This window comes from Bradyrhizobium sp. 132, assembly GCF_023074185.1.
GTDB lineage: Bacteria > Pseudomonadota > Alphaproteobacteria > Rhizobiales > Xanthobacteraceae > Bradyrhizobium.
In genome coordinates, this window is sequence record NZ_JADPKY010000109.1 from 1 (window position 1) to 26,886 (window position 26,886).

At 63.3% G+C, this 26,886-nt stretch carries 25 protein-coding genes and 3 pseudogenes; 17 read left to right on the plus strand and 11 right to left on the minus strand.

Features of this window, described 5'->3' with window-relative positions; genetic code table 11:
• The coding region (locus IVA74_RS22800; RefSeq protein WP_247340803.1) for a transposase at positions 1-481 on the plus strand (481 nt) is incomplete at its 5' end.
• 137 nt (positions 482-618) lie between these two features.
• Here the strand turns inward: IVA74_RS22800 and IVA74_RS22805 are convergent.
• The gene (locus IVA74_RS22805) at positions 619-3,360 is read right to left on the minus strand and encodes an EAL domain-containing protein (protein ID WP_247348304.1); all 2,742 of its coding nucleotides are present in this window, start codon (positions 3,358-3,360) and stop codon (positions 619-621) included.
• Between the two features lie 58 nt (positions 3,361-3,418).
• Positions 3,419-4,598 (minus strand): annotated as a pseudogene (locus IVA74_RS22810) (FecR family protein).
• Between the two features lie 130 nt (positions 4,599-4,728).
• Here IVA74_RS22810 and IVA74_RS22815 point away from each other — a divergent pair.
• Both IVA74_RS22815 and IVA74_RS22820 read left to right on the plus strand, forming a co-directional pair.
• Positions 4,729-6,524, plus strand: a pseudogene (locus IVA74_RS22815) (POTRA domain-containing protein).
• Between the two features lie 152 nt (positions 6,525-6,676).
• Complete coding sequence (locus tag IVA74_RS22820; RefSeq protein ID WP_247348306.1) at positions 6,677-7,507, plus strand: alpha/beta hydrolase; 831 nt, start codon at positions 6,677-6,679, stop codon at positions 7,505-7,507.
• Between the two features lie 348 nt (positions 7,508-7,855).
• Here IVA74_RS22820 and IVA74_RS22825 read toward each other — a convergent pair whose 3' ends face one another.
• The 3 genes from IVA74_RS22825 to IVA74_RS22835 all read right to left on the minus strand — a co-directional run bounded on the left by IVA74_RS22825 (position 7,856) and on the right by IVA74_RS22835 (position 9,111).
• Complete coding sequence (locus IVA74_RS22825; RefSeq protein WP_247348308.1) at positions 7,856-8,197, minus strand: phasin; 342 nt, start codon at positions 8,195-8,197, stop codon at positions 7,856-7,858.
• Between the two features lie 141 nt (positions 8,198-8,338).
• Entirely contained in the window at positions 8,339-8,524 is a 186-nt protein-coding gene (locus IVA74_RS22830; RefSeq protein ID WP_247348309.1) for a hypothetical protein, read from the minus strand.
• 290 nt (positions 8,525-8,814) lie between these two features.
• On the minus strand, positions 8,815-9,111 hold the full coding sequence (locus tag IVA74_RS22835; protein WP_247348310.1) for a hypothetical protein: 297 nt from the start codon (positions 9,109-9,111) through the stop codon (positions 8,815-8,817).
• Between the two features lie 187 nt (positions 9,112-9,298).
• Between IVA74_RS22835 and IVA74_RS22840 the strand changes: the two genes are divergently transcribed.
• Complete coding sequence (locus tag IVA74_RS22840; RefSeq protein ID WP_247348311.1) at positions 9,299-9,655, plus strand: hypothetical protein; 357 nt, start codon at positions 9,299-9,301, stop codon at positions 9,653-9,655.
• Between the two features lie 46 nt (positions 9,656-9,701).
• On the opposite strand, the gene IVA74_RS22845 is transcribed toward IVA74_RS22840, so the two are convergent.
• Complete coding sequence (locus IVA74_RS22845; protein WP_247348312.1) at positions 9,702-10,277, minus strand: hypothetical protein; 576 nt, start codon at positions 10,275-10,277, stop codon at positions 9,702-9,704.
• A gap of 47 nt (positions 10,278-10,324) precedes the next feature.
• Complete coding sequence (locus tag IVA74_RS22850; protein ID WP_247348313.1) at positions 10,325-10,852, minus strand: GcrA family cell cycle regulator; 528 nt, start codon at positions 10,850-10,852, stop codon at positions 10,325-10,327.
• Positions 10,853-11,018: 166 nt separating this feature from the next.
• On the opposite strand from IVA74_RS22850, the gene IVA74_RS22855 reads away from it, so the two are divergent.
• Complete coding sequence (locus IVA74_RS22855; protein ID WP_247348314.1) at positions 11,019-11,627, plus strand: S24 family peptidase; 609 nt, start codon at positions 11,019-11,021, stop codon at positions 11,625-11,627.
• Between the two features lie 99 nt (positions 11,628-11,726).
• A complete protein-coding gene (locus IVA74_RS22860; protein ID WP_247348315.1) occupies positions 11,727-12,002 on the plus strand; it encodes a hypothetical protein in 276 nt (91 codons plus the stop codon).
• Between the two features lie 138 nt (positions 12,003-12,140).
• On the opposite strand, the gene IVA74_RS22865 is transcribed toward IVA74_RS22860, so the two are convergent.
• Entirely contained in the window at positions 12,141-13,115 is a 975-nt protein-coding gene (locus IVA74_RS22865; RefSeq protein ID WP_247348316.1) for a quinone oxidoreductase, read from the minus strand.
• A gap of 222 nt (positions 13,116-13,337) precedes the next feature.
• On the opposite strand from IVA74_RS22865, the gene IVA74_RS22870 reads away from it, so the two are divergent.
• From IVA74_RS22870 to IVA74_RS22880, 3 genes are all read left to right on the plus strand, one after another.
• The gene (locus IVA74_RS22870; protein WP_247348317.1) at positions 13,338-13,538 is read left to right on the plus strand and encodes a hypothetical protein; all 201 of its coding nucleotides are present in this window, start codon (positions 13,338-13,340) and stop codon (positions 13,536-13,538) included.
• A 147-nt stretch (positions 13,539-13,685) separates the two neighbouring features.
• Positions 13,686-14,633: a MoxR family ATPase gene (locus tag IVA74_RS22875; protein WP_247348318.1), complete on the plus strand. Its 948-nt coding sequence runs from the start codon at positions 13,686-13,688 to the stop codon at positions 14,631-14,633.
• A gap of 5 nt (positions 14,634-14,638) precedes the next feature.
• Positions 14,639-16,015 (plus strand): VWA domain-containing protein, encoded by a 1,377-nt coding sequence (locus IVA74_RS22880; RefSeq protein WP_247348321.1) that lies wholly within the window; start codon positions 14,639-14,641, stop codon positions 16,013-16,015.
• Between the two features lie 20 nt (positions 16,016-16,035).
• Here IVA74_RS22880 and IVA74_RS22885 read toward each other — a convergent pair whose 3' ends face one another.
• Positions 16,036-16,218 (minus strand): hypothetical protein, encoded by a 183-nt coding sequence (locus tag IVA74_RS22885; RefSeq protein WP_247348323.1) that lies wholly within the window; start codon positions 16,216-16,218, stop codon positions 16,036-16,038.
• Positions 16,219-16,567: 349 nt separating this feature from the next.
• On the opposite strand from IVA74_RS22885, the gene IVA74_RS22890 reads away from it, so the two are divergent.
• The 3 genes from IVA74_RS22890 to IVA74_RS22900 all read left to right on the plus strand — a co-directional run bounded on the left by IVA74_RS22890 (position 16,568) and on the right by IVA74_RS22900 (position 18,368).
• Positions 16,568-16,789 (plus strand): hypothetical protein, encoded by a 222-nt coding sequence (locus IVA74_RS22890; protein ID WP_247348325.1) that lies wholly within the window; start codon positions 16,568-16,570, stop codon positions 16,787-16,789.
• Positions 16,790-16,797: 8 nt separating this feature from the next.
• Entirely contained in the window at positions 16,798-16,962 is a 165-nt protein-coding gene (locus IVA74_RS22895) for a hypothetical protein (protein ID WP_247348328.1), read from the plus strand.
• Between the two features lie 86 nt (positions 16,963-17,048).
• On the plus strand, positions 17,049-18,368 hold the full coding sequence (locus IVA74_RS22900; protein WP_247348330.1) for a dicarboxylate/amino acid:cation symporter: 1,320 nt from the start codon (positions 17,049-17,051) through the stop codon (positions 18,366-18,368).
• A 6-nt stretch (positions 18,369-18,374) separates the two neighbouring features.
• On the opposite strand, the pseudogene IVA74_RS22905 reads toward IVA74_RS22900, so the two are convergent.
• Positions 18,375-19,747 (minus strand): annotated as a pseudogene (locus IVA74_RS22905) (hypothetical protein).
• A 98-nt stretch (positions 19,748-19,845) separates the two neighbouring features.
• Complete coding sequence (locus IVA74_RS22910; RefSeq protein ID WP_247348334.1) at positions 19,846-21,105, minus strand: allantoate amidohydrolase; 1,260 nt, start codon at positions 21,103-21,105, stop codon at positions 19,846-19,848.
• Between the two features lie 401 nt (positions 21,106-21,506).
• On the opposite strand from IVA74_RS22910, the gene IVA74_RS22915 reads away from it, so the two are divergent.
• Genes IVA74_RS22915 through IVA74_RS22935 form a run of 5 tightly spaced genes read left to right on the plus strand, consistent with a single transcriptional unit; the run spans position 21,507 to position 26,880 of the window.
• Positions 21,507-22,619: a BMP family ABC transporter substrate-binding protein gene (locus tag IVA74_RS22915; RefSeq protein WP_247348336.1), complete on the plus strand. Its 1,113-nt coding sequence runs from the start codon at positions 21,507-21,509 to the stop codon at positions 22,617-22,619.
• Positions 22,616-23,728: an ABC transporter permease gene (locus tag IVA74_RS22920; protein WP_247348339.1), complete on the plus strand. Its 1,113-nt coding sequence runs from the start codon at positions 22,616-22,618 to the stop codon at positions 23,726-23,728. The genes IVA74_RS22915 and IVA74_RS22920 overlap by 4 nt, the downstream gene beginning before the upstream one ends.
• 1 nt (position 23,729) lies before the next feature.
• On the plus strand, positions 23,730-24,656 hold the full coding sequence (locus tag IVA74_RS22925) for an ABC transporter permease (RefSeq protein WP_247348342.1): 927 nt from the start codon (positions 23,730-23,732) through the stop codon (positions 24,654-24,656).
• A gap of 11 nt (positions 24,657-24,667) precedes the next feature.
• A complete protein-coding gene (locus IVA74_RS22930; RefSeq protein ID WP_247348345.1) occupies positions 24,668-25,351 on the plus strand; it encodes an isochorismatase family cysteine hydrolase in 684 nt (227 codons plus the stop codon).
• The gene (locus IVA74_RS22935) at positions 25,348-26,880 is read left to right on the plus strand and encodes an ABC transporter ATP-binding protein (protein ID WP_247348347.1); all 1,533 of its coding nucleotides are present in this window, start codon (positions 25,348-25,350) and stop codon (positions 26,878-26,880) included. Before IVA74_RS22930 ends, IVA74_RS22935 begins: the two co-directional genes overlap by 4 nt.
• Positions 26,881-26,886 lie beyond the last annotated feature (6 nt).

Sequence of the window (26,886 nt, forward strand, 5' to 3'; positions counted from 1 at the left end):
GGCCAAGCTTTGCTATATGGGCCACGCCACCATGGAGAACCGGCATGGGCTGGCGGTGGCCGGCAGGGTCACGCATGCCAATGGCACCGCCGAACGCCGGGCTGCGGAGGTCATGCTGAAGGCGAGACGCAAAGCCGCAGGTCGCCGCATCACGGCTGGTGAGGACAAGGCATACGATACGGCCGATCATGTCGCCAACCTTCGCGCCATCGGCGTGACGCCGCATGTGACACAGAACCAGGCCATCACCAAAACCGGCAAGAACCGTAACAGCGCGATCGACGAACGAACCACGCGGCATCCGGGATACGGCATGTCGCAATCGCGCCGGGCGATGGTCGAGTGCATTTTCGGATGGGGCAAGCAGCATGGCACCATGCGCAAGACCAAACATCGGGGCATCGCTCGCGTCGCCGCCGACTTCCTGCTTAATCTGATCGCCTATAACCTGATCCGAATTCCCAAACTGCTCGCCGCATAGCCACCCCGCGCCGGGGCACACTCAATAACAAGCTAGAAATTACATCCAACTCTACCGCGCCGCTCCAAAAACGACCGGCGGAAAAATGAAAATTCTCCATTTCAAGGTTTTTCAGCAGACTGCTAGAGCGGGCCCGTTCAGGCGGCACTGACGGCGGCGCACTCGGAGGCGAGGAATTGCCGCTCGAATGCTTCCGCCGGCATCGGGCGGCCGAAGAAATAGCCCTGCCCTTCCTCGCATCCCATGCTCACCAGAAAATCGGCCGTAGCGCGATTCTCGATGCCTTCAGCCACGACCGTGAGTCCGAGTTGCTTGCTGAGGCCGATGGTCGACCCCACGATCGCGGCATCATCGGAATCCGCGAGCAGATCGAGCACGAACGACCGGTCGATCTTGAGCCCGTCGAGCGGAAATTTCTTCAGATAGCTCAGGCTCGCATAGCCAGTGCCGAAATCGTCGAACAGGACGCGGACGCCGAGCTGCTGGATGCGCTTGAACATGTCGAGCACGCGGCTTTCGTCGTGGAGCAGGATGTCCTCTGTGACCTCGATCTCGAGCAGCGACGGCGTGAGCCCCGTTGCGTCCAGAAGCGCCGCGACCGAATGCGCGAGATCGCCGGAGTGAAGCTGCGAGGGCGACAGGTTGATCGCGACGCGCACGCTATTGCCGGACAGCTCCCAGACGCGCGCCTGCCGGCAGGCGGTCTCCATTACCCAATTCGCGATCCGCTCGGATAACTCCGAGGTGTTGACCACCGGCATGAACTCCCCGGGCGAAACGTAGCCGCGCACGGGATGCCGCCAACGGATCAGCGCTTCGGCCCCGATCAGGCTGGCGTCGATCAGGCGAACCTGAGGCTGGTAGAACAGCTCGAACTCGCCGCGATCCGCGGCAAGCGCCAATTCACTCTCCAGCGTCAGCCGGTTCTCCAGCTCCTGCCTGATCGCGCTCTCGAAGATCACATGGCCGCCCCGCCGCGTCAGCTTTGCCTTGCTCAGCGCGAGATGGCCATTGCTCAGGAGATCGTCCGCGTTGTGCCCGCCTTCCGGATAGACGGCGACGCCGATGCTGATCCTGACGCGATGCTGCCGTGTGCCAGTCGCAAGCGGTGCTTCGAAGGCGAGCGCGATTCGCTCGGCGAACTCTGCGATCGGCTCGCCGCCATCAGAGCCTTCACGCACAATGGCGAATTCGTCTCCGCTAAGCCGGGCAACGATCGCGCCATCCCCCGCCTGGCCCTTCAGGCGAATAGCGACCGCCTGCAGCACGAGATCTCCGGCGGAATGACCCAGCATGTCATTGATGCTCTGGAAACCGTCGAGCCCGATCACGAGCAACGCGACCTCGCAAGAGCGCTGCCCCGCGTCCGCGATCATGTCGACCAGTCCGGCATGCAGCGTGTTGCGGTTGGCAAGACCGGTCAGCGCGTCGTATTCGGCGAGATATCTGACGCGGTCGGCCTCGCGCTTGCGGACCGAGATGTCGCGCAGGATGGCTCCGTACTGGAAACCGTCCGTTCCCTGCCAGCCCGAGAAGCTCGCCTCGACCGGGAAAGTGTCACCGTTCTTGCGCCGCCCTTCGAACTCGACGACGACCGCCCCGCCGGGCACGAGGAGCGCTTGGCGTGCGGCGTTGCGCATGGACGGCCTCGCGTCATCGTCCACCGGCACGGCGCAGAGCGTTTCAAACGGGCGGCCGATGATCTCGGCGGGCATATAGCCGAAGATCGCACTGGCGCCGGGATTCCACACCGTGATCAGTTGATCTTCGTCCGTGCAGACGAGGCCATCGCCGAGCGACATCGCGATCCGATGAAAGCGGCTTTCGGCGATGCGTCCCAGGAGACGACGGAAGTCGATTTCGTCCAGTGCGATCGCCGCCAGATAAGCGACAATCGCGATGTGGCACAGCGATGTGTCGATGATGAAGGGCCATCTTGCCTGCACGAGGATAGCGACCAGCTCGAAGGCCGCTCCGGCTGAGATCAAGATTGCGACGCGAGCTCCCGGTGCGAAGCGGCGCCACGAATACATCATCAGCAGGCAGATCGCACTGAGGCCCAGGATCATGCCGATATCGGAGGTCCGGCGCAGCATCCGGTTCTGGAGGATCGATTCTGCTGCCAGCGCCTGGAGGACGGGTCCCGAGACGATGCGCCCGTTAGGAACGCTGAACCGATCGCCGAGTTCGAGCGCCGTCGCACCAACGATGATTTTTTTATCTCTCAGCTTGTCGAGAGTGGCGGTATCGCCGCGGAGCACGTCGACATAGGAGACAGTCGGAATGGAAGCGCTTCGAATACCGAAATCGATCAGGAAAGGCGGCCGCCGATTGGCGTCCTGCCCGGCCAGCACGACGGCCATCGACGACATCAAGGCATCGCCGAGCTTCTCGCCGAACGGATAACGGCGCACGAGCCCGTCGGATTCGACCGCCACATTGACGACGGCGGGCCACGACTGGTTGCTGAACGGCTTCAGAGGCCGATTGATGTGAGCCCCGCCGCCATTCGGCGTCGGCTGCTTGAAGGACGGCAGGATCGTCGAGCCGCCGACTTCACGAAGCGCAGTGACCAACGCCTCGTCAGAGGCCGGATCAGATGGCGTGCTGAAATCGATGTCGAAGGCGACGTCCTGCGGCCCCGCCGCCTCGAGCCTGTGCAACAGTTCCGCGTGCAGCCGGCGCGGCCAAGGCCATACCCCGATCTGGTCGATCGAGGGCGCGTCGATGGCGACCACGACGACGTTGCCGCTGGCAGCACGCGATTGCCATGCGAACCGCGGATCGGTCAGCGCGTTGCGAAGCGCACCGTGCCACCCCGTGGACAGCACCACCGCGAGTGCGGTCACGACAAGAATAAGCGGCCGATAGCGTTTCACCCGATCCTCCTACACACCCGCGTCGGCGGGTGCGCCCCTCATCCCCTAGGAAATCGCCTCAGTGCTTGTTATGGCCGTAGGCATTGCCGTGACCATTGCGGCCATTGCCGTTACCGGTGGCGCCGTCGTTGCCGTTGCCGTTGCTTTCGTTTCCTGGACTTCCACCGGACACATTCCCCGGCGGCCCAGCGGTGGTCGCAACGGTCGTCGCGCTTGCCGACGCCGATGTGGCACTGGCTGCGGATGAACTGCTGCTCACGCTGACTGCCGTTGTGTTGGAGCTATTGGCGGCTGCGGTCGTCGTGCTCGCCTTCGTATCGCTCCAGACCGTCTCGGTACCGGCGCTGGCGTTCGCGTTGCGCACCTGCCCGGGAGCAACAGCGCCGTGGGCGAGTCCGTGCGTGACCTTGTGGACGTTCAGCTTGACCTCGCCGAGCGAAGTCGAGATGCGCACGACGCCAGCCTTGGGCGCGTGAACTCCGGCCGCCTGATGCGATTGCTTAGCTGCGCCGGCCGCCTTGGTGCCCTTGTCGACCGGACCGAGCGCATGAATCGCACGGCCATTCGCTGCGCTGCGCGGGGCCGACAGGCCCGATTTCGGCACGGGGACGCGCTCGATCGTCGAGGCGCGCGGCTTGCCGTGCTCGATCGGATTGAAGATGCCGGCACCGCTCAGGCAGATACCGGGCTTGCCGTGCTCGAAGGCGGTAGCCGCTTGTCCCGGCATGACCTGAGCGATCTGTCCTGTCTTGAAGTCGGAGACCTCGACTTGGCCGCGAAGCACGCCGACCTTGGTGCTGCCCGCATTCACGGTGACGCTGAACTGCGTTCCCTTGACCACGGCGGCGAGATAGGGCGTCTCGACCTCGAAATGCTTGACGTTGCGCTTCTCGACCTCGAGCAGGATCGAACCTGCCTGCTGGATGATGGTGGTCGAGAGACCCTCCTTTTTCTCCGTGGGCAAGCCGACCACCGAGTTGGGAGAGATCAGTATTGTTTCCTCGCCGCGGACGAGCAGTACGCGCCCGTTACGTCCGGTGCGAATGGTGTCGCCGGGCTTGAGCGCCTCCTGCTGGTTCAACGAAGCCTGCTGAGCGCCGTTGGTGGCGACCCAGACGTCGCCGGTGGCCTTGCCGACCGACCAGACGCCATCGTCCGCGGCGGAGGCGCCGGAGGCCGTTCCCAGGATCAGCGCAGCCACCCACCAAGGCGCACCGCATTCCAATTTTGACCAGCATGACGATCCTCAGTCCGCGTTACAGCCAGTCCTGGGGGGTATCCGAAATCACTCAAAATAGAATTAGCGGGAAGCGGCGAGCGGAGCGGTCGCGTTAACGATTCATTGACCATAAAAAACTATGAAAAATCATGTGGCTAACGACCTCTTACCGCCTTAGGGGCACTTCTCCGTCAAACTACGGGAACAGGCTTGTTGCGCGCGTTGAGAAGCAGCATCTCCTTACCGCGCTGGTGCTGTTGGTACCGATTTTTGCGGGAGTTGCTCAGGCTTTCGCACAACAGGCGAGCCAGCCGGGTTTCGATCCGCGCCAACCTGAGAAATACTTTGAAAACCAAACCGAGCGGGAATCGCTGAACCGTCCTCCGGTCAGACTACCAACAGTCGGCAAGCTCAACACGGGCGGCGATACCAAGCTTCAGTTCGTGCTGCGCGGCGTGAACGTCAGCGGAGCCCAGGCCGTTTTCCCCGATCGCATCGCCGCGGTCTACCAGCCCTATGTCGGCAAGAAGGTTTCGCAGGCGGACCTCGCCGCGATCGCCGGCGCGATCAGCGATCTCTACCGCGCCGATGGATTTCACCTGAGCCGGGCGATCGTGCCGCCGCAGGACATTGCCGACGGACGCGTCCGGATCGAGGTGGTCGAAGGCGCCATCGTGCAGGCCGAGCTGAAAGGCGATGGCGCCGAGCAGTTCGGCGTGAGGCCGATGCTCGGGCCAATCCTGGCCGAGCAGCCCTCGCGCCTGGCAACGCTCGAACGCCAACTCTTCCTCGTCAACGGCAGGCCGGGCGTCCGCATCACCGATACCGCGCTGGAGGAGATCGGCGGTTCGACCGGCCGCTTCCGCCTCACCGTCTATTTGAAGACCTGGCACGTCTTCTCGTCGCTCGGTCTGGACAATCTCGGCTCGTCGTCAGTGGGCCCGTGGCAGACCTACGCGACCGGCGCGTTCAACTCCTACCTCACGCCCGCGACACGCTGGCGGTCAACCTGTCGACCATTGCCAACGATCCCCGTGAGCTCGGTTTCGCACGGCTGTCCTATGACGCGCCCGTCGGCGTCGACGGTGTGCGTCTCGGCGCCTCCGTCCTGTACAGCGCGGTGCGGCCGGGCGATGCCCGCCGCCTCGACAGCGACATCACCACGACCGAAGCTTTCGAGGTGCGGGCAAGCACTGTGCCCCTCATGTCGCAATCGTCGGGGCTGACGCTTACCGTGGCCGGGACATTCAGCAACGTATCCGAGCATGACCTTTACGGGCCCTGGTACAACGACCACATCAGGACCGCGAGCCTGACCGCCGATTACCGGCTCCAGGATCATTTCGGCGGCACCAATTTCGCGACGCTGACCTATCGCCAGGGCCGCGACATCTTCGGTGCCTCGCATTTCGACGACGATCTGTTGTCGCGCGATGGCGCGACATCGAACTTCTCGGTCCTGAACCTCTGGTTCACGCGCTACCAGACGCTCAACGACGCCTGGTCGCTCAAGCTCTCCGCTGCGAACCAGACAGCGTCGCGGCCGCTGTTCACCTCGCAGCAATTCTATCTCGGCGGCGCTGCCTTCGGCCGCGGCTATGGCGCAGCCGAGATCAGCGGCGACAACGGTCTTGCCGGTTCACTCGAACTGCGCTTCGACCAGAAGCTCAATTTCCGCTACTGGACCGGTTATCAGCTCTATGCTTTTGGCGATGCTGGCGCAGTCTGGAACGACGGTTACCGCTTGAGCGACGGCCTGTCGTTGACCTCGGCCGGAGCTGGCGTGCGGTTCTTCCTGCCGGACGATTTCCAGGCCGATCTCGGCGTGGCGGTCCCCTTGAGCTACCGGGCGCTAGACAACGAGCGCCGCAGCGCGCGCTTCCTGTTCACCCTGTCGAGCGCGTTCCGGCTCTGCCCCGAACGCAGCAGGGACGGCTACCTCTAGCCGCACGACCCTTGTTGCCGCTGCCTTGATGCGGCCCTTTTGCGGCGTTCCTCACAGACTGTCCTAAATTTAATCCCGTAACCTGCTCACGATCGCTCGATCCGGCAGTTCACAATGGCCATCTTCAGTGAAAAGTGATTTGAGACGGAACCATGAAAAGGGTGTTTGCAGTTCTGGCGTTTCTCTGTGTCCTCGGCGTCGGCCAGTATTTCGTCATCAGCCGGTTCGCGATCCGCCACGAGGTTTTGGCCCTGTTCGACGCCGCCCGCCAGCGGCCGATCGCGGTTGAAATCGCGGTGCGGCGCGATTACGAGACCAAGGCCAATCTCGGTCTCTGGAAGCTGCCGCTCGCCATCATCAGCAACGGCAACACCGTCAAGGCCACCGAGTATTCCTTTCTCGCCAACGTGCTCGCCGCTCGCGGTTATCTTGTCGCCAGCATCCAGCAGGACCTACCGAGCGATCCGCCGCTGATGACCCGGGTCGGCCAGGAATATGTCGGCCGGCGCGAGGTCTATATCCGCTGCGAGACCAACATCCTCTTCACCTTGGCTGAGTTGAAGAGGCGGCAGGAGAACGCCGACTTCGACCACATCACCCTCGTCGGACATTCGAACGGTGGCGACGTTTCGATGTATGTCGCTCATCAGCACCCGGAGTTGGTGTCGAAAGTGATCACGCTGGACAATCTGCGGGTGCCTTTCGTGCTCAGCGACAACATGAAGATCCTGTCGTTCCGCTCGAAGGATCCGCATTTCCAGACCGACCCGGGCGTGCTGCCGACGCCCGAAGAGGCCAAGGCGCTCGGCATCGACATTATCCACACCGGCGCACAGCATACCGAGATGAGCGACCGCGGTCCCGATGCGGTCAAGGAGAAAATCCAGGCGACGCTCGACCGCTTCCTGCGCGACAGCGCCAGCAGTGCGCTCGCGCCAGCCGATACGAAAAGTCCGATGATCATGAACCCCGGCGACTATTAGCCTGGCACCTTTGCGGCAGGTCAAGGCTGCCCCGGGCCGGGCACGATAGAAAGGGCCTCGCCATCTCGGAGAGGCACGCGTCGCACTCCATCAAAGCCTTGACACGAAAAATCTCGATACGACAAGCTTTGGCCTGCCCGTGGCAAGGACGCCGAGATTCGCGCGGCATCTCTATCGTTCGGCCCGCAGGCTGCTGCGGTCGATCATTGCCCGCATCGGCCTCTCGCAATTTCCGGGTTCGTGTTGCGGATGAGCACGGCGTCGCAAACTAACGCGTGCCCTAAAATGCAAATCGCTGCCGGAGGACCGGCAGGGATCAGCAGAGGATGATGGAGTCACACACCGAGATCAGGACTTGTCCTTTCCCGGTTGCATGAGACTGCCGGTCATCTGGCGCATGTGATCTCCGGCGCTGGTGAACTGGCTGCGCAGGAAATCCGATTGGATTCGCATCGCCTCCTGAAGGTCGGTGGCATGAACGAGCTTGCGAGCATGCTCGAACGCCGACTTCATGTTCTGCTCGGTGAAAGCGAGCGCCTGCTTCGACACCTCCGCCCCCGCGCCCGGAACGGTCGTCATCGATTTGGTGGCGGCTTCGAAAAACATGCCGAATGCCTTTTCCGCCTGGTCAATCGTCTTCTCCGCCAGGTCGCGCAGTTCGGCCGGAACTTCGATCTTCGGTTCGATCATGGTCGCACTCCTCCCTTTTTCAAACTGAATACCACATTTGCCGGATCGCCTTCCAGCGTCCAGCCCGGGGCAAACCTCGCCCGGCGACCGGTTCTGGCAGGAAAACGAAGGGCAAGGCGGAAGGCCGGCGCGCAGCCCGGCTTAGGACAGGGGGTGTTCGGAAACAGTTTCTTCGGTGGCGAGGTCTTCGACGAGCTTGATGACCTCGAAACGCTGCCGGGGCGCCAGCTTCAGAAACGCGCGGAGCAGACGCAGGCTTTCGACGGTGCCGCCTGCAGGCGCGCCGAGCTTGAGGTGCAGTTCAGCGGCGAAATTGAGGTTTTTCATCTCGCACCTATAACAAGCATCGGCTTTCGTGACCCGACATCGAGGTCCTAACTGAGAACCGAACGCCATAACCGAACGCATAACCGGATACCATGGCGACGGCGAGCTTTCGGCCGGAGCGGACCCTCGCGTGTTAGCACGCTGAGCTACATGTCCGAACGTTCGGGCTCAACCGAGCAGGTTGCACTTATGCCAAGGAACAACTCCTCCGGCAAGCCCAACAGCTGGCGTAGCAATGCTTCGTCTGCATCGCACTACAGCAATTCCGGATAACAGGAATATGGCCCCCGTCACCCACCTGCGTCAAGAAGCGGCATCAATTCGGCATACCGTCTCGATCGCTGACCTTCTACTGCGGCTTTGCGCAGGCAAAGGGACGGGGTCCTGATATCTCTCGCCTTGAAGGCAGCCTCTTTTCCCATCAGCCGCGCCTGCCCGGTGCTGTCAGGCTTGCGTTGCGGATCGGCCCATGGCGCGACGGCGACGGCCGTCAATGTCCAGTTGCCGATGTAGAACGGATCGGCAGCCACAGCGATGTCTGCTGCCCCAAGCGACATAAGAAGGCAAACTGCGCCGGAGAATTTCATCTTATCCGCCGCCTCGAGCTGTCAGACTCGGACGCGGCTCTTCATTCGGGCCGCATTTGGTTGCTGGCCATGAACCGTTCTTGAGGAGCGAACGACAAAGCGGATGCGAAACAGTCACGCAGATCACGGGCGCCATGGCCGACGGACTGATCGATTCGGGCGCGCCCCAGCACCTAAGGACGACGGCATGCTTTCTCGCTGCGATCTCATCAAAGGCGCCGCGGTCGCGCTTCTCACCCTCTCGATACAAGGCGCATGGGCGCAGGAGACCAGGATGAACCTGTTCAAGGTCGTCACCATCAAGGACGAAATCGTCGTCGGATTGTCGGCGCAGGAGCTTCAAGCGCTCGGCGGCAATGATGCCAGCGCGATTGCGCATGCTCTTGCGCAGAAGGGCGATCTCACCGTCTGGCAATACAATGTGCATCGCGGTCCGAGCGGAGAATTGCAGCAGGCGCCGACCGCCAAGATCGGGCTTTTGGCCAACGCCTCGCTCCGCGTCGAACCCTATACCACGCCCTACCAGATCCTGCCGCATCCCTAAGCAGCAGACTGGCACGCCGGCGGCCGAGGCCGCAGGCGTGCCGTTGTCATCCGCGCTGCCCTGCACGCTGTCTCCCCGTTTCCGTCGCAAAGCCATAGATCAGCGCCAGCCGGTCCAGGCATTCCCGAAAGCGCCGCGAAAAATAGTCGTTCCAGCGCTGGGTACGGACGGCGCGACGCTGGCCGATCTCGTCCATGGTCAGGCCCAGTACCAACACATCGTGCACCAGCGCGGCGCCGTCGGTGCCGAGTTCGCGCTCGACCCCGTTCAGACGCAGCACCGCCTGACGCTGGCTCTCGGTGACGGGCTCGCGCGTGCGCGCGCCATCGACATATTCGCGGGTCGGGTCCATCGCCTGAAGACCTCGCTCGGCCCTCTCCCAATCGTTCTGGAAGGCACGCCCGCCGCGAAATTGCGCCTCGTCAATCTGATGGTGCGCGTGCAGCCTGCCGAGCGGATCGCTGCGAATCGACCGCACGGCCATGATCTTCTCTCCGGGGTCGAGCGCCAGCGGATTATCGACCTCGACGTCCGCCACCTCCGCATTGAACGGTACCTCGCGCGAGCGCCGGTCGTAGATCTTGGCCAATTTGTAGGACCTGTTGCGTCGGACACGTGCCACTCGGATACTCCTTTGCGAAATTGACGATTGAACGGGCGGTCGCCAGGTCAGGCTGCGGAGACCAGCCTCAGCACGACCGGACCGGCGGCGCGGCCGGACCCGGCTCCAGAGCGGCGGGTCAGGCGCGCGTGCGGCGCGCAATAGCTCGAGCCCGGCTGGCGCGAATGGCCGCAGAAGGTAATCTCCTCCCCGTCTCTGTCGCCGCCGTAGGGATAGCGACAGTCGTCGCGATCGAGTTCGGCCAACTGGACCAGACGCGGCTGGACGCCGACGCAGCGCAGCTTGACCGGCGCGGCGGGCTTCATCGCGGATTTCGGCGGCAGGTTCAGTAACGTGGGACGGTGCGGGAGGATAAGACAGGCTCCAGACGGCAAAACCGGCACGATCGACGGACTCCTCATCGGTACCTTCACGACCAGCCCGAGCCGCTTGGCGCGGCCGACCACCGCATTGCGCGTGTAAGCCGTTCCAAACCTTGCGTTAATCTCCCTTCCGATCTCCGCATAAGACATTCCCTTGAGAAAATATTCGCGAAGCGCGTCGGAGTGCTCCGACGGCCAATGGCCCGGTTCCATGCTGTTGTCCTGTGATGCGCCTCCTCCGATCGCACGATCGCGAGGCGGAGCGTACATTCCGTTATTCCGAAGTAAGTGTCAAGCAATATTTCTGATATTCATAATTGCATCAATTCCGAATTTCGGATTACAAGAGGCGGGACGATGGACAATCGAGGGAATCACCATGTTGGACGCTGCAATGATCGAGCGGGGCCTGGAAAAGACAGGCAAGAGCAAGGGCGGCCTGGCGGCAGCCATGGGCGTTCGGCCCGGCGCGGTCTCGGAGATCCTCGGCGGCGAACGCCTGGTGAAGGCCTCGGAAATCGTTCCGATCATGGAGTATCTCGAGCTCAATCTCGCGCCGATCATGGGTCGCGTCGGCGCCGGTGCCGTGATCGAGCCGGATTATGAGCAGGTTCCCCCGGAGGGACTCGGCGACATCGCGCTGCCCTTCCCGATCATGGAGGAGACCATCGCGTTCGAGATCGTGGGCGATTCGATGCTGCCCAAATACGAGAGCGGCGACGTGATCGTGGTCTACAAGGACCAGCGCCATCCGCTGTCGAGCTTCTACGGCGAAGAGGCCGTAGTCCGGCTCAAGTCCGGCGAGCGCTATCTGAAGACCATCGAGCGGGGCAAATCCCCCTCCGTCGTCAATCTCAGCAGCTTCAATGCCAAGCAGATCGTCGGCGTGAAACTGGAGTGGGTCGGCGAGATCTGCCTGTCCATGCCCAAGGGCCAGCTCGAGCGGTTGCGCGCCAAGTCGGCGCGCCCTCGCAAGAAGAGCAGGTAGGCGGCCGACTTCCGATTTTTCGAAATCTAGCTTGACTTGATTCCGTTTTTCGGAAATACTCTGCCGTGCCCCGGCCGTCGGGCACGACAGGATCGTTTCATGCAGTATTTCGTCGTGATGATCGACTATGGGCGGCGCGGCCGCGAGGCGGTGGTTGATCCTGAAATCACCAGGCGCGAGGTCATTTCCCGCGTCGCGTCAGGCGAATATCAGAACATCTCGTTCATCCACGAGATCGTGGAGAGTTCGGTCGAGGACGTGACCGAGGCGATCCTCGCCGAGGCTGTCCTGCCCCGGATCCCTCCCCAAGATATCGACCTCCAGGCGATCCGGCTCGATCACGCCCGCGATCTGCGCAAGCACGAGCGGACGTGACGCAGGCCTAGGGCCGTTTCCGTTCCGATCGAAGCGGACGGGCCCCAGATTCTTATTTTGACGCGTTTTCTTTGCGCGAACCGGAATCCACTTCGCTCGATAACGCTCTGCCGGCGTGCGCCACAGCCCGGTCGGAGACTACACCGTCAGGACGGTCGAGCCCGTGGTCTTGCGCGCGGCGAGATCGGCATGCGCTTTGGCGGCGTCCTTCAGTGGATAGGTCTGGCGCACCTCGATCTTGACCGCGCCGGACTTGACGACGTCGAACAGCTCGCCTGCCATCGCGACCAGGCTTTCACGCTTGGCGGCGTAGGTGAACAACGTCGGCCGGGTGACGTAGAGCGAGCCCTTCTGTGCGAGCAAACCGAGATTGAGCGGCTCGACAGCGCCGGAGGATGCACCGAACAGCGCGGCGACGCCGAGCGGCGCGAGGCAGTCGAGTGACTTCAGGAACGTATCCTTGCCGACGGAGTCGTAAACCACCGGCACCTTCTTGCCGCCAGTGATCTCATCCACGCGCTTCACGAAATCCTCGCGCGTGTAGATGATGACATGATCGCAGCCATGCGCCTTGGCGAGCTTGGCCTTCTCGTCGTTGCTGACGGTGCCGATCACAGTCGCGCCGAGATGCTTGGCCCACTGGCTCAGGATCAGGCCGACGCCGCCGGCAGCCGCATGGAGCAGGATGGTGTCGCCGGCCTTCACGCGATAGGTCTGCCGGATCAGATATTGCGTGGTGAGCCCCTTCAGCATCATCGCCGCGGCGGTCTTGTCGTCGACGCCGTCGGGCAGCTTCAGCAGCCGGTCGGCGGGAATCAGCCGCGCCTCCGAATAAGCCCCGAGCGGCGAGGCGCCATAGGCGACGCGATCGCCCGGCTTCAGATCGGTGACACCCGAGCCCACTTCCTCGACGACACCGGCCCCCTCGCTGCCGAGACCGCTCGGCAATTGCACGGGGTACACACCGGAGCGGTTGTAGATGTCGACAAAATTGAGACCGACCGCAGTGTGGCGGATGCGTGCTTCGCCAGGTCCGGGCTTGCCGACGCTGACCTCCTCCCAGACCAGGACTTCCGGACCACCAGTCTGGTGAAAGCGAATGGCATGTGTCATGGGCGTTGCTCCCTTATCGTTGAGTAAAGTCCGAATACCGGATCGGCCTTATGAAATAGGCATTTAGTCCGCCCGTCACAGTACCGAGACGTAACAAGAATGTCACAGCGAACGACAAACCTCCGCCGTTCCGTCTCTGTTCGAAAGAGTTGATGTCGGCCTCGCGCCGACCGGCAGTAGCCTTTGCGCGGGTTTGGTGGTCGCCTGCGAAGGAGAGCCGAGATGCCAGCTTATGTACAGCGTCATCAGGATATGGAAATCGCGCCTGTGATCTGCCCTGCTTGCATGGGGTTCCTGCCGATGTATGTGCGCGAGGTTGAACCGCATTGGAGCCTTGCCAAGATCGACTTCGTCTATGAATGCGCCGATTGCGGCGCCGAGGTCAGACAGACCATCCGCAAGCCGGAGTTGCTGCGGCACTGATCGCGCGGCCGGTGGGCCGTTCAACTATTTGCGTTGAGCGGAAAATACGTCCGTACGCGCGGGTCTGGTCCCTCCCAAACGAGGCTTGTTCTTTGCCGGGAACACAGGCAGAACAAGCCTCAAGCAAGACCTTTGGGAGCGCCTTTCGTGGCTGAACAGAAGGCCTCGACCGCGATCGAGGCAGTGGAGAGCGGCCTCGCCGCGCAAGGCTACATCGCGAGCCGGCAGATCGCGACCGCCGTCTATTTGTCGCAACAGATCGAAAAGCCGATTCTGGTCGAAGGCCCTGCAGGCGTCGGCAAGACCGAGCTGGCCAAGGCGATCGCGGCCTGGCGCGGCCTGAAGATGATCCGCTTGCAATGCTATGAAGGCCTCGACGAGGCCAAGGCGCTCTACGAGTGGAAATACGCCAAGCAGCTTCTTTACACACAGATCCTGAAGGACAAGCTCGGCGAAGTCCTCGGCGGCGCGCAGACGCTGCACGACGCGCTCGCCCAGCTTCACGATTTCGGCGACGTGTTCTTCTCCAAGGAATTCGTCGAACCGCGGCCGCTGCTGCAAGCGCTGGAGCAGCCCGGCGGCTGCGTGCTCCTGATCGACGAGATCGACAAGTCGGATGCGGAATTCGAATCGCTGCTGCTGGAGATCCTCTCCGACTTCCAGGTCACGATCCCTGAGCTCGGCACCGTCTCTGCGATCACGCCGCCGACGGTGATCCTCACCTCGAACAGCGAGCGGGATCTCGGCGACGCTCTCAAGCGGCGCTGCCTGCATCTGCATATCGGCTTCCCCGAGCAGCGGCTCGAGGAGCGCATCGTCGAGAGCCGCGTCCCCGGCATCTCGCAGACGCTGCGGCGGCAGATGGTCGGCTTCATCCACGAGATTCGCTCGCTCGACCTCAAGAAGCTGCCCTCGGTCAGTGAGACCATCGACTGGGCGCGCGTGCTGGTTCTGCTCCAGGCTTCCGAGCTCGACACCGACATAGTCAAGGACACGCTCAACGTGCTCCTGAAATACGAGGCCGACATCGAGGCGGCTCAGCCTCAGATAACGACCTTCATTGCCAAGGCAGCACGATCTAACGTCTTCGGTTGACGCCGATGCGCGAGAACCTCCATCGTTTCTTCCGTGCGGCACGCGGCGTCGGCGTCCATGTCTCGCCCGCCGAAAGCATCGATGCGATGCGTGCGGTGACGCAGGTCGGCGTTTCAGACCGGACCATCCTGCGCGACGCGCTGCTCCTGACGCTTGCCAAATCGCAGGACGAAAAGCTCGCGCTCGGCGACTGTTTTGATCTGTTCTTCAGCCAGCCGGAGCCGCGGCAGAATCAGCCCGAGGCCGACAGCGAGGACGCTTCGGAGGACACGGATCAATCGCCCTCCTCCAGCTCGGCCAGCGAAGCGGGCGAAGGTCAGCCTTCCGAGGGATTGGGACCGCTCGCGCAGATGCTGCTGTCGCAGGATCGCAACGCGATCGCAGCCGCGATCGCCAGCGCCTCAGGCGCGGCCTCTCTGTCCGAGATCCGCTACTCCACCCAGCGCGGCATCTTCTCCAGCCGCATCCTCGACGCCATGGGGCTCCAGCGGCTGCGCGACGATCTCGACGAGCTGACCGCGACCAACCCGGCGCTGGCAGAGCGACTTCGCTCCGCGCTCGATGCCTTGCGCGAAGCCGTCCGCGACACCGTCGCGCAGGGGCTTGCGCTCTATGCCCGCGAGGAGGCTGAAAACCTCCGCAACGAGATTCTGCGCAACGCGCCGCTTGCCCGCATTGAGCGGCGCCATGTCGCGGAGATGCGCGCTCTCATCCGCCAGATCGCGCGGCGTCTGCGCGAGCGCTATTCGAAACCGCGCAAGCGCCAGCGCCGCGGTCATCTCGACGTCCGCCGCACACTGCGCCGCAACGCCGCCTGGGGCGGCATCCCCTTCCTCACGGCGTGGAAGCGCAAGCATCGCGACCGGCCGAAGATCGTGGCGCTCTGCGACGTCTCCGGCTCGGTCGCGCAAGTCTCCGATTTCTTCCTGCTCCTGATCCACTCGCTGCACGAGGTGGTCGACGACGTCCATTCCTTCGCCTTCTCTTCGCATCTGATCGAAGTCAGCGACATTCTGGAATCGAAATCGCCGGAAAAGGCAATGGCCGAGATCATGTCCAAGGTGGGCTTCGGCTCCTCCGACTACGGCTCGTCGCTGGTCGATTTCGAGAAGGAGTTCATGAGCACGTTGACACCGCAGACCACGGTGATCGTGCTCGGCGATGCCCGCAGCAATAATCTCGACCCACGCGCCGACATCCTGCGCCGCATCTCCGAACGATCCAAGCGCCTGGTGTGGCTCAATCCCGAAGGACGTCTCGCCTGGGGCTTTGGTGATTCCGAGATGCCGCGCTACGCGACCTTCTGCAGTGTGGTGCGCCAGTGCGCCACCGCACAGCAACTCGAGCGGGCGGTGTCCGATATCGTGGCGACTTATCAGTAGGCTTTACGCCACGGCCGACGTCAGTTTCGCGCAAACTCCGTCGGAGCCAAATTGCACTCCCGGAAATGATAGGCGATTTCGTCAAGCGCGCGCTGCTCCCATTCCTGGGCTTGCGCAAGCCAGAAAACCCGGCGCTCGAAATCAAGCGCGGCGCGCTCCCGGCACAGGGATTCTTGACTGCGAATTTCGACCAGCCTGATCATGCACTCCACTCCTGCCGTGTGAAGCCGTTCCCCGCGAATCAGCGTAGCAGCATCTCGAGCGTTTCGTCTCATGATTTCCATGCATATTGCGACGCGGAATGGGACAGCAGCGCTTCCCGTGCAGCGCGGCATCTCCGCGCCACACCAAACCCGCTTCATCAATATGTGATCGAGGCCCCGGGAAGATGTTCGTGATCGAGCGATCTTAATTCTTATGGCGCAACGAGATGCGGCAATTTGTGAAGAGGAGTTCTAAACACCTCACCGAATTCCCGACTCATTGTCGTCGCACGGTCTTCACGCAGCGCCGCTAACAGGGTGAGCGAACGGTACTATCGCTTGAGGCAACATGAGCAACGACATCGACTTCGATCTTTCGCCGGACCAATGGGAGGTTCTGAAAGCGCTCCGCAATCCGCCGTCGCGCGGTCGCCTCACGAAGACCTATGTCGTCGAAGGCCTTATCAAGCTCGGCCTTGTCGCGATCAGGGACGGCGTTCCCGAGATGACATTGACAGGACGAAAGGTACTGGTGCGCGGATCATGCCGCCTGCTGGATCTCGTGGCGTGATATCGCGCGTGCAACGACGCGGCGCGAGGACGGCAAGCAAGCCGATGCGGGAGCTGATCAGGAACGGGTTTGGCGGGCTGAACAAATCGCCTGTCAACGACACCGACGGCGCCTCGAACGGTTTCACGCTGCCGATGCGGCTGTTCGGTAGCTCCGCGAAAGCGGCCGGATAGTCCTCCTCCTCAGCGAGACGCGCGACAATCTGGCACGGTTGTTGCTCCCTTTGACGTCGAAGACGCGTCAAACCGGGGAATCCAGCATGTCGACCATCACCGCAGCATCCGCCGCCGAGCCGAAGCCGCTCTACACATCGTTATTCGTCCAGGTCCTGGCGGCCTTGATCCTTGGCATCATCCTCGGCGTGGCCGTTCCCGACTTCGCTATCAGCCTCAAGATCCTCAGCGACGCTTTCCTGAAGCTGATTTCGATGATCGTGGCGCCGATCGTGTTCTGCGTCGTCGTGCACGGAATTGCCGGCGCCGGCGACCTCAAGAAGGTCGGCCGGGTCGGCGTCAAGGCGCTGCTCTATTTCGAGGTGATGACGACCGTCGCACTCGTCGTCGGCCTGCTGCTCGCTTACCTCTTCGGCCCCGGCCATGGCATGAACATCGACCCTTCGACGCTCGATGCCAAGGCGCTCAACACCTACGCCGACAACGCCCACAAGCTGCAGGGCGGCGGCATCGGGTCCTTCCTGCTCAACGTGATCCCGAGCACCTCGTTCGACGCCTTGTCGCGCAACGACGTGCTCCAGGTCCTCTTCTTCGCCGTGCTGTTTGGTGTCGGCCTCGCGCTGGTCGGCGGCGAGAAGGGCAAGCTCGTGACCTCCATCATCGATGCCGCCTCGACCGTGCTGTTCCGTGTCATGGGACTTATTGTTCGGGTTGCTCCACTTGGCGTGCTCGGCGCGGTCGCCTACACCGTCGGCAAATATGGAATCGGCTCGCTCAAGCAGCTCGTCTCACTGGTGGCGCTGTTCTACGTCTCGGTCGGCATCTTCGTGCTGGGCGTGCTCGGCGGCGTCATGGCGCTCGCCGGAATCAATATCCTCAAATTCCTCGTCTATCTGCGCGAGGAGTTGACCATTGTGCTGGCGACCGCTTCGTCCGACGCCGTGCTGCCCCAGATCATGAAAAAGCTGGAGCGGATGGGCGTGAAGGATTCCGTCGTCGGCCTCGTCATCCCGACCGGATATTCCTTCAATCTCGACGCGTTCTCGATCTACCTGACGCTCGCGGTCGTCTTCATCGCGCAGGCGACCAACACGCCGCTGTCCTTCGGCGACCTCCTGCTCGTGCTCGGCGTCTCCCTGATCACGTCGAAAGGCGCGCACGGCGTGCCGGGCTCGGCGATCGTGATTCTGGCGGCGACGCTCAACGCGGTGCCGAGCATTCCGGCGATTGGCCTTGTGCTGGTGTTGTCAGTCGACTGGTTCATCGGCATGGCCCGCGCGGTAGGCAACCTCACCGGCAACTGCGTCGCCACCGTGGTGATGGCCGCCTGGGAAGGCGACCTCGATCGCGCCAAGGCGGCCAAGGTGCTGGACGGCAGCGAGCTGGTGGACGTGACGGCGGGATAGCGCGGATCAATCATTCCAATGGAGGAGCGGCGTTCCATACGCCCTCCTCCAGACCGACAGGAACCGCGGAAACCAGGAGTGGGCCACCGCACCCTTGTAGGCCCAGGTGCGATATTTCAGGCCCGGCTCCGAGATCAGTTCCTGATAGCCGCCGTGGATTTCGGTCGCAGTGCGAATGTCCTTTAGAATTTGCTGGGCGCAGGAACGGTAGATCTCGTCGCCGGAGAATTCATCGGAGTCCAACATGCGATCCGCGAACTCGACGTTGAACGTCGGCCAGAAGGACCGTCCCTGGTAGGCGGGAGCCGCAATCTTGTGGATCATCTTGTTCCGCGGATTATCCGCGGACACCAGGAAATGGAACGTGCTGGGGATGCGAAAGCGCGGCTCCGCAATGATCAGATCCGCCGTGGCCGCGAACAGCGCGCGCTCGCCCGGCTCGCTCATATCCCAGAAGCCGCGATGGACACTGACGAAATTCAGCGCGACCGAAGCCACCGGTGAGCCCGTCGGGCCATCCAGGGAATGCCTGATATAGCCGCCCTTGCCGAACAGGCGGAGCAGGTCCCTCTTGTACTGCGCCAAGTCGCGCCCGAGCAGCCGCTTCAGCTCGTTCTCGTCGACGATTCCGAGCTGCACGCCCCATACGACGTCGTGTAGACGCAGGCATTGGTGACAAAACGCCTGCGCTCGGCGCGCGTGTCCGTCGCGGCGGAACGAGGAGCGCTGGCGTCGCACAGCAAATAGCTGGTGCCGCCATCATTGAACGGCTCGAGCTCGCTTGCGAGCTGGAGGAGCGCGCGCTTCAAATCGCCGCAATATTCCTCCAGCAGCAGGTGGCCGGCGTGCGCGCATTGTGACATCGCCAGATAGGATGACGCTCTCTCGTCGGCACTGATCATCTGCTGCAGGCCGGCCAAAATGCCGAGCAGCGTGTCCGAGGGGTGCGAGAAATAATTCACGCCGAGATACCGGGCGCGCCCTGCCGGGACGATGGTGGTCGTGACGACGTTAGCGCGAACCGCCTCCAGTAGCAGGCGCACGCTCCTTTCGAGCAGACGTGCCCGCCGTACCGCGTCCTGCGAATCCATGATGGTTTCGGCGTCGAGAATGTCGGGATAGAACCAGGCGAAGTCGCGCGGATAGTACGCGGAGGCGTGCGGCGCGCCCGTGACGAGGAATGCTTCGGTCACCGCAAAGGCGCTGTCCATCGAGTGCCGGTAAAGGTCCTCGATGGCCGTGAACGGATGAGGTGACTTTCGCAGGAATCGATCGCCGAGAAAATTCACGGCCTGAAGCGCGTTGGCGGCGAAGCTCGCCGCCCGACCCTGATAAAACCGGTTCTCGCGATGAGATGAAAAAGAGATGTCGCTGTTCATATGCGGCGTGGAATGGTGTCTCGTGGTGGCGGCGGTAGGCCGTCACTCTTCCCGACCTGCCTGATTCGTGTCTCTATCCCGTGACTTGCGGCCTCAACTTACCCTTCCGGCGGCCGAAAATTCTCGATCACCCGCAGCAACACCCGCGCGCCGGCGTCGGCATCGGCGGGCTCGACATGCTCGTCCGGGTGATGGCTGATACCGCCGCGGCAGCGGACGAAGATCATGCCGACATCGGCAATGTCGATCATGGCCATGCCGTCGTGCCCCGCCCCGCTCGGCAGCTCGAACACGGAAAAGCCTTCCGCATGGATCGCCTGCGCGATCTGGTCCTTGAGCCAGGGCGCGCAAGGCGCGGTGCGGTTCTCGTGGGTGACGTCGAGCTGAAGCGTCAATTGGCGGCGCTTTGCGATCGCTTCGATCTGACGGACGATGTCGGCGACCGCGCGCTTGCGATGCATGTCAGTCGGCGCCCGCATGTCGATGGTGAAGGACACCTCGCCCGGAATGACGTTGGTCGCGCCGGGCCTCGCCTGGATGTAGCCGACGGTGCCGACCAGCCCGCTCGCCTCGGTCCGGCAGAAATGCTCGATCGCGCCGATGCATTCGGCAGCACCAGTGAGCGCGTCACGGCGCAGCGCCATCGGCACGGTGCCGGCGTGCCCCGCCATGCCAGTGAGGCGCGCGGCAAGCCGTGTCGCGCCCGCAATCGCGGTGACGGCACCGACGGGCAGGTTTTGCGCTTCCAGCACGGGCCCCTGCTCGATGTGCAGCTCGAGATAGGCAAGCAGTTCGCGCCGCGCCCGCGCAGCCGCGCCGATATGATTGGGGTCGAGCCCGAACGAAACGAGCGCGTCGCGCATCGCCACGCCATCGCGGTCGCGTGTGTTCAGGACGCTCTCATCAAAAGTGCCAGCGAGCGCGCGGCTGCCGAGCAAGGTCGAAGCGAAGCGCACCCCCTCCTCATCCGCGAAACCGACGATTTCGATCGCGAACGGCAGGCGCCTGCCGCGGCGGTTGAGATCGGCGACGCAGGCGATCGCAGTGATTACGCCCAGCGGCCCGTCCCATTTGCCGGCATCGCGCACGGTGTCGTAGTGCGAGCCAAGCATCAGGCAGGGCGCGCCCGGCCGCTCCCCTTCGTAGCGCCCGCAGACATTGCCAATCGCGTCGAGACGCGCACTCATGCCGGCCTCGCGCATCCAGCTTAGGATCAGATCCGCGGCCTTGCGCAGCTCGCTGGTCAGATAGATGCGAGTAAGTTTGTCGCCTTCTTCCGAGATCGCGGCGAGCTCGTTGATCCCTCGCACGATCGCTTCGCCGAGCGATGCATTCTGAACGGCGTTACCAGCAGCCATCTCGGCGAGCTTTCCATCTCTTGGGACCCGCGGCAGCGGCCGTCCTGGCCGCAATCGATACAAGTTCGGCGCCGGCGAAATCACGAGCGCAGTCCCGATCCGCGCGTGGGGTAGCATGAATGAGGGTAGCCGGCAGAGCTAGCTCCCGTCGTGCACACGCGCGAGCTGGTCAGGCTGCTTAACTCCATTGCATACAACAGACGGATACTGCCTATAAAATAATCTGCCGATTTCCTCGGCAAGATCCTTAAAACCAAAAAATGTTATATTTTTCCATAGCTTACGATTACTTCGCCCGCTTCCCGACCTCTGGCATGAAGCTTGCGACATCTTGTTCCGGGCTCCGCCAAACCGGCGCAGCCGCGAGATCGAGGCGGTCAATCCGCCAAGGGGAGCAGGCAATGGAATTTGGCAGGATCTCACGACGTCATTTGTTGCAGGGCGGTGCGGCCCTCACCCTCGGCGCGGCGACCGGCGCCCGCCCGTCCTTTGCGGCCGAGACGACCATCGGCTTCATCTATGTCGGCTCGCGCGACGACTACGGCTACAATCAGGCGCATGCGCAGGGTGCGGCGGCGCTGAAGAAGATTCCCGGCCTCAAGGTCGTCGAAGAAGAGAAGGTGCCGGAGACCGACGCGGTCGAGAAGACGATCGAGTCCATGATCAATCTCGATGGCGCCACCCTGCTCTTCCCGACCTCGTTCGGCTATTACAATCCGCACACGGTCAAGATGGCCAACAAGTTCCCGAAGCTTCGCTTCGAGCACTGCGGCGGCCTCTGGAGCGACAAGGACCCGAAGAACGCCGGCAGCTATTTCGGCTATATCGACGAAGCCCAGTACATCTCGGGCATCATCGCCGGCTATAGCTCCAAGAGTGGAAAGCTCGGCTTCGTCGCCGCAAAACCGATCCCGCAGGTGCTGCGCAACATCAACGCCTTCGCACTCGGCGCCAGGCTCGCCAACCCAAAGGCGACGACGCAAGTGATCTTTACCGGCGACTGGTCGATGCCGGTCAAGGAAGCCGAAGCCACCAACAGCCTGATCGACCAGGGCGTCGACGTGCTGACCTGCCACGTCGACGGTCCCAAGACCATGGTCGAGAACGCCGCGCGCCGCGGCGCCATGGTCTGCGGCTACCACGTCAACCAGTCGCCGCTCGCGCCGAAGGCCTACCTGACCGGCGCCGAGTGGAACTGGGAGGCGCTCTATCCGAAGTTCGTCAAGATGATCGCCGCCGGCGAGAGCATCCCAAACTTCTATCGTGGCGGCCTCAAGGAAGAGATCGTCAAGACCTCGCCCTATGGCGAAGCGGTCTCCGCCGAAGCGCGCAAGCACGCCGACGAGGTCAAGGCCAAGTTCTTGTCCGGCGACGGCTACGCCATCTTCAAGGGAGGGTTGGTCGACAACAAGGGCAAGACGGTGATCGCGGCCGGCACCGATCGCGGCCAAAAGGATCCCGAGCTCGAGAAGATGGACTATCTCGTGGAGGGCGTAATCGGAGCGACTTCGTGACAGCGGAGGCGGCGGATCCTGCTGAAGCGGTCGGGACTGTTGCCCCGGCCGCCGATCCGGGAATCCTCCAACGTCACGGCGGAGCGATCGAATATGTCCTGATCCCGGGCGCGGCGCTGGCCGGCGCGCTCGCGGTCTTCGGCATCTTCGTCGCGATGTTCGGCAAGAACCCGCTCGACCTCTATTTCTACATGTACTACGGCGCGTTCGGTACCTGGTTCTCATGGCAGAACACGCTGACGCGCGCGGCGCCGCTGATCCTCACCGCGCTCTGCACGGCGCTTCCCGCGCAGCTCGGCATGGTCATCATCGGCGGCGAAGGCGCGCTGCTGATTGGCGCACTGTCGGCAACCAGCGCCGCGCTCGCGCTCCAGGGCCTGCCGCCGCTCATCGTGCAGATCGCCATGGTCATCGGCGGCGTCATCGGCGGTGGCTTGTGGATCATGCTGGCGGGCGCGCTACGGCAGTACCGCGGCGTCAACGAGACCATCTCGAGCCTGCTGCTCGTTTACATCGCGCTCGCGGTTCTCAACCATCTCGTCGAAGGCGCGATGCGCGACCCCGCCAGCCTCAACAAGCCCTCGACCCGCGAGATCGGCGCGGCCAACATGATCGGCTCCATTCCCGGCACCGATGTGCATTGGGGCCTCGTGTTCGGCCTGATCGCCGCGGTCGCCGCCTACATCCTGATCTATCACACCGTGTTCGGCTTCGCCGCGCGGGTTGCCGGCGGCAACATCCGCGCCGCGAGGATCGTCGGCCTCGGCGTCAGCAAGCTCATTTTGACCATCTGCTTCCTCGCCGGCGGTGCTGCGGGCCTTGCCGGCATGGTCGAGGTTGCCGCCGTGCAGGGACGCGCCAACGCCAATCTGGCCGCGGGCTACGGCTTCACCGGAATTCTCGTCGCATTTCTGGCGCGGCAAAACCCGCTCGCCATCATCCCCGTCGCAATCCTGCTCGGCGGCATCAGCGCCAGCGGCGGCCTGCTCCAGCGTCGCCTCGGATTGCCGGATGCATCCGTGCTGGTGCTGCAAGGCATCATCTTCGTCTTCGTGCTGGGCAGCGATGCGCTCTACGGCCGCATCGGATTTCTGAAGGGAAAGTCGTGAAATGGCAGACGGCTCGATCGGACTCTGGACCGTCCCGCTCGCCGTGCTCGGCGGCGCCATTCGCGTCTCGACGCCGTTCCTGTTCGTGAGCCTCGGGGAATGCATCACCGAGCGCTCCGGCCGCATCAATCTCGGCCTTGAAGGCACGCTGGTGATGGGCGCGATGAGCGCCTACGGCATCTCCTATCTCACGGGATCGCCGTGGTTGGGCGTGCTCGCCGCCGGCATCACCGGCGCATTGCTGGGAGCATTGCATGCCGGCATCTGTTCGCTGCCGCGCGTCAACGACATTGCCGTCGGCATCGCCTTGATGCTGTTCGGCACCGGGCTCGCCTTCTATCTCGGCAAGCCGCTGATCGAACCGACCGCGCCGCGGCTGCCAGCGATCGATTTCGGCTGGTGGAGCGATATCCCGCAGCTTCGCGCCGTGCTCCGCATCAATGTGATGTTCCTGATCGGCGTGGCGCTGGCCCCGATCCTATACTGGGCGTTCCGCACCACGCGCTGGGGTCTGTTGATCCGCACCGCCGGCGAAAGCTCGGATGCCGCACGTGCCATGGGCTATTCGGTGCTGCTGATCCGCCTGCGCGCGACGATGGTCGGCGGCTTTCTCGCCGGCATCGGCGGTTCGTTCCTGTCGCTGTTCTATCCCGGAAGCTGGAACGAGGGCCTGTCCTCGGGCCAGGGCATCACGGCCGTGGCGCTCGTGATCTTCGCGCGGTGGGACCCCTTGCTGTGTCTCTGGGCCTCGCTCGCCTTCGGCGGCGCCGCGGCGCTGGGACCGGCGTTGCAATCGGTCGGCGTTACCTCCGGCTACCACCTCTTCAACGCCGCGCCCTACATCCTGACACTGGCGATCATGATCATCACCTGCTCGCCCAAACGCACGTTGACCGGAGCCCCGGCCGAATTGTCGATCACCCGCTAGAGAGCGAAATCATGCCCGAGCGCACCATCAAGTCCGAGCCCTATGCCTGGCCCTATAACGGGGATCTTCGCCCCGAGAACACCGCGCTCATCATCATCGACATGCAGACCGATTTCTGCGGCATCGGCGGTTATGTCGACAAGATGGGCTATGATCTCTCACTGACGCGGGCGCCGATCGAGCCGATCAAGAAGCTGCTCGCGGCGATGCGTGCCCAAGGCTTTCATATCATCCATACCCGCGAAGGCCATCGTCCCGATCTCTCTGATCTTCCCGCCAACAAGCGCTGGCGCTCGCGCCAGATCGGCGCCGGCATCGGCGATTCCGGCCCGTGCGGCCGCATCCTGGTACGCGGTGAGCCCGGCTGGGACATCATCCCGGAGCTCGCGCCCCTCCCCGGAGAACCCATCATCGACAAGCCCGGCAAGGGCTCGTTCTGCGCCACCGACCTGGAGCTGATCCTGCGCGTGCGCGGCATCGAGAATATCGTGCTGACAGGGATTACCACCGACGTCTGCGTTCACACCACCATGCGCGAGGCCAACGACCGCGGCTTCGAATGCGTGCTGCTGCACGATTGCTGCGGTGCGACCGACAGGAGCAACCACGAGCACGCGCTGAAGATGATCAAGATGCAGGGCGGCGTGTTTGGCGCGGTCTCGACGTCAGACGCCTTCATCGGGGCGATTTCGTGATCATCGGCGAAACGCCACCGCCGTCAGGCGCCTTCGGTGTCGACGCGATCGCCATGACCATGCGCTTCGGTGATTTCCTGGCGCTGGACAATGTCGCGCTGAAGGTCCGGCCGGGTTCGTTCCATGCGCTGCTGGGCGAGAACGGCGCCGGCAAGTCGACCCTGGTCAAATGCATCATGGGTTACTATCACGCCACCGAGGGCGACATCCTCGTCGGCGGGCGCGAGCAGGCGATCGGCAATCCGAAGGACGCCCACGCGCTCGGCCTCGGCATGGTCTACCAGCATTTTACGCTGGTGCCGGCGATGACGGTCGCCGAAAATCTGGTGCTGGCGCGCGACGACGTACCGACCGTGGTAAACTGGCCGAAGGAAATGAAGGAGCTCGAGGCCTTTCTGGCCCGCATGCCGTTCAAGGTACCGCTCGGCGCAAAAGTCTCCGCCATCTCTGCCGGCGAGCGCCAAAAATGCGAGATCCTCAAGCAGCTCTACCTGAAGCGCCGCTTCCTGATCCTGGACGAGCCGACCTCAGTGCTGACGCCCGCGGAGGCGGACGAGGTGCTCGGCATGCTCCGCGGCATGGTCGTCAAGGGCGAGCTGACCATCCTGATGATCACGCACAAGTTCCGCGAGGTCATGGCCTTCGCCGACGACGTCACGATCCTGCGCCGCGGCAAGCTCGCCGGAGCGGGCAAGCTTTCCGAGCTGACGCCGGACGCGATGGCGCGCACCATGATCGGCGCCGAGGAGCTGACGATACAGCCGCCGCGCACCGGTGAGGCCGGCAAGGCGAGGCTGGAGCTGGCGGAGCTGCGCGCGCTCGACGACGCCGGCGCCATCGCTGTGCACGACGTCTCGCTCACGGTCCGTGCCGGCGAGATCGTCGGCATCGCCGGCGTCTCCGGCAACGGCCAGCGCCAGCTGGTCGAGGTGCTGGCCGGGCAGCGCGAAGCCGAGAGTGGCGAGATCCGCGTCGCCGGCGATCCCTATCGCGCCAGCCGCGAGGAGATGCGCCGCCACAAGATGTCGCTCCTCCCGGAGGAGCCGCTGAAGAACGCCTGCGTTGGCGGCATGAGCGTCGCCGACAACATCGCTTTTCGCGAGTTCGACCACGCGCCGTTCGCCAGCGGCGGCTGGTGGCTTAACCGCGGCGCCTTTAGCGACGACGCCAGGAAGAAGATAGCCCAATACAAGATCAAGACCCGCACGCCGGAGACGCCGATCTCGGCGCTGTCGGGCGGCAACGTCCAGCGCGCCGTGCTGGCCCGCGAGCTCGGCAGCAAGGTCGAAGTACTGATAGCGGCCAATCCCTGTTTCGGGCTCGACTTCGCCGCGGTGGCGCAGATCCATGCCGAGATCATGGCCGCGCGCAATCGCGGCGCCGCTGTGCTGCTGGTCAGCGAGGATCTCGACGAACTGCTGGAACTCTCCGACCGGCTGGTGGTGATGTTCCACGGCGAATTCGTGTATGAAGCACGGACCAGCGAGGCCGATCTCACCGTAGTCGGCCGACACATGGCGGGGCATTGACCAGGG

Coding starts and splice junctions, on each gene's coding strand:
- IVA74_RS22820 (WP_247348306.1), top strand. CDS start 6,677: ATGAAAAGGGTGTTTGCAGTTCTGGCGTTTCTCTGTGTCCTCGGCGTC.
- IVA74_RS22825 (WP_247348308.1), bottom strand. CDS start 8,197: ATGATCGAACCGAAGATCGAAGTTCCGGCCGAACTGCGCGACCTGGCG.
- IVA74_RS22830 (WP_247348309.1), bottom strand. CDS start 8,524: ATGAAAAACCTCAATTTCGCCGCTGAACTGCACCTCAAGCTCGGCGCG.
- IVA74_RS22835 (WP_247348310.1), bottom strand. CDS start 9,111: ATGAAATTCTCCGGCGCAGTTTGCCTTCTTATGTCGCTTGGGGCAGCA.
- IVA74_RS22840 (WP_247348311.1), top strand. CDS start 9,299: ATGCTTTCTCGCTGCGATCTCATCAAAGGCGCCGCGGTCGCGCTTCTC.
- IVA74_RS22850 (WP_247348313.1), bottom strand. CDS start 10,852: ATGGAACCGGGCCATTGGCCGTCGGAGCACTCCGACGCGCTTCGCGAA.
- IVA74_RS22855 (WP_247348314.1), top strand. CDS start 11,019: ATGTTGGACGCTGCAATGATCGAGCGGGGCCTGGAAAAGACAGGCAAG.
- IVA74_RS22860 (WP_247348315.1), top strand. CDS start 11,727: ATGCAGTATTTCGTCGTGATGATCGACTATGGGCGGCGCGGCCGCGAG.
- IVA74_RS22865 (WP_247348316.1), bottom strand. CDS start 13,115: ATGACACATGCCATTCGCTTTCACCAGACTGGTGGTCCGGAAGTCCTG.
- IVA74_RS22870 (WP_247348317.1), top strand. CDS start 13,338: ATGCCAGCTTATGTACAGCGTCATCAGGATATGGAAATCGCGCCTGTG.
- IVA74_RS22880 (WP_247348321.1), top strand. CDS start 14,639: ATGCGCGAGAACCTCCATCGTTTCTTCCGTGCGGCACGCGGCGTCGGC.
- IVA74_RS22885 (WP_247348323.1), bottom strand. CDS start 16,218: ATGATCAGGCTGGTCGAAATTCGCAGTCAAGAATCCCTGTGCCGGGAG.
- IVA74_RS22890 (WP_247348325.1), top strand. CDS start 16,568: ATGAGCAACGACATCGACTTCGATCTTTCGCCGGACCAATGGGAGGTT.
- IVA74_RS22900 (WP_247348330.1), top strand. CDS start 17,049: ATGTCGACCATCACCGCAGCATCCGCCGCCGAGCCGAAGCCGCTCTAC.
- IVA74_RS22910 (WP_247348334.1), bottom strand. CDS start 21,105: ATGGCTGCTGGTAACGCCGTTCAGAATGCATCGCTCGGCGAAGCGATC.
- IVA74_RS22915 (WP_247348336.1), top strand. CDS start 21,507: ATGGAATTTGGCAGGATCTCACGACGTCATTTGTTGCAGGGCGGTGCG.
- IVA74_RS22925 (WP_247348342.1), top strand. CDS start 23,730: ATGGCAGACGGCTCGATCGGACTCTGGACCGTCCCGCTCGCCGTGCTC.
- IVA74_RS22930 (WP_247348345.1), top strand. CDS start 24,668: ATGCCCGAGCGCACCATCAAGTCCGAGCCCTATGCCTGGCCCTATAAC.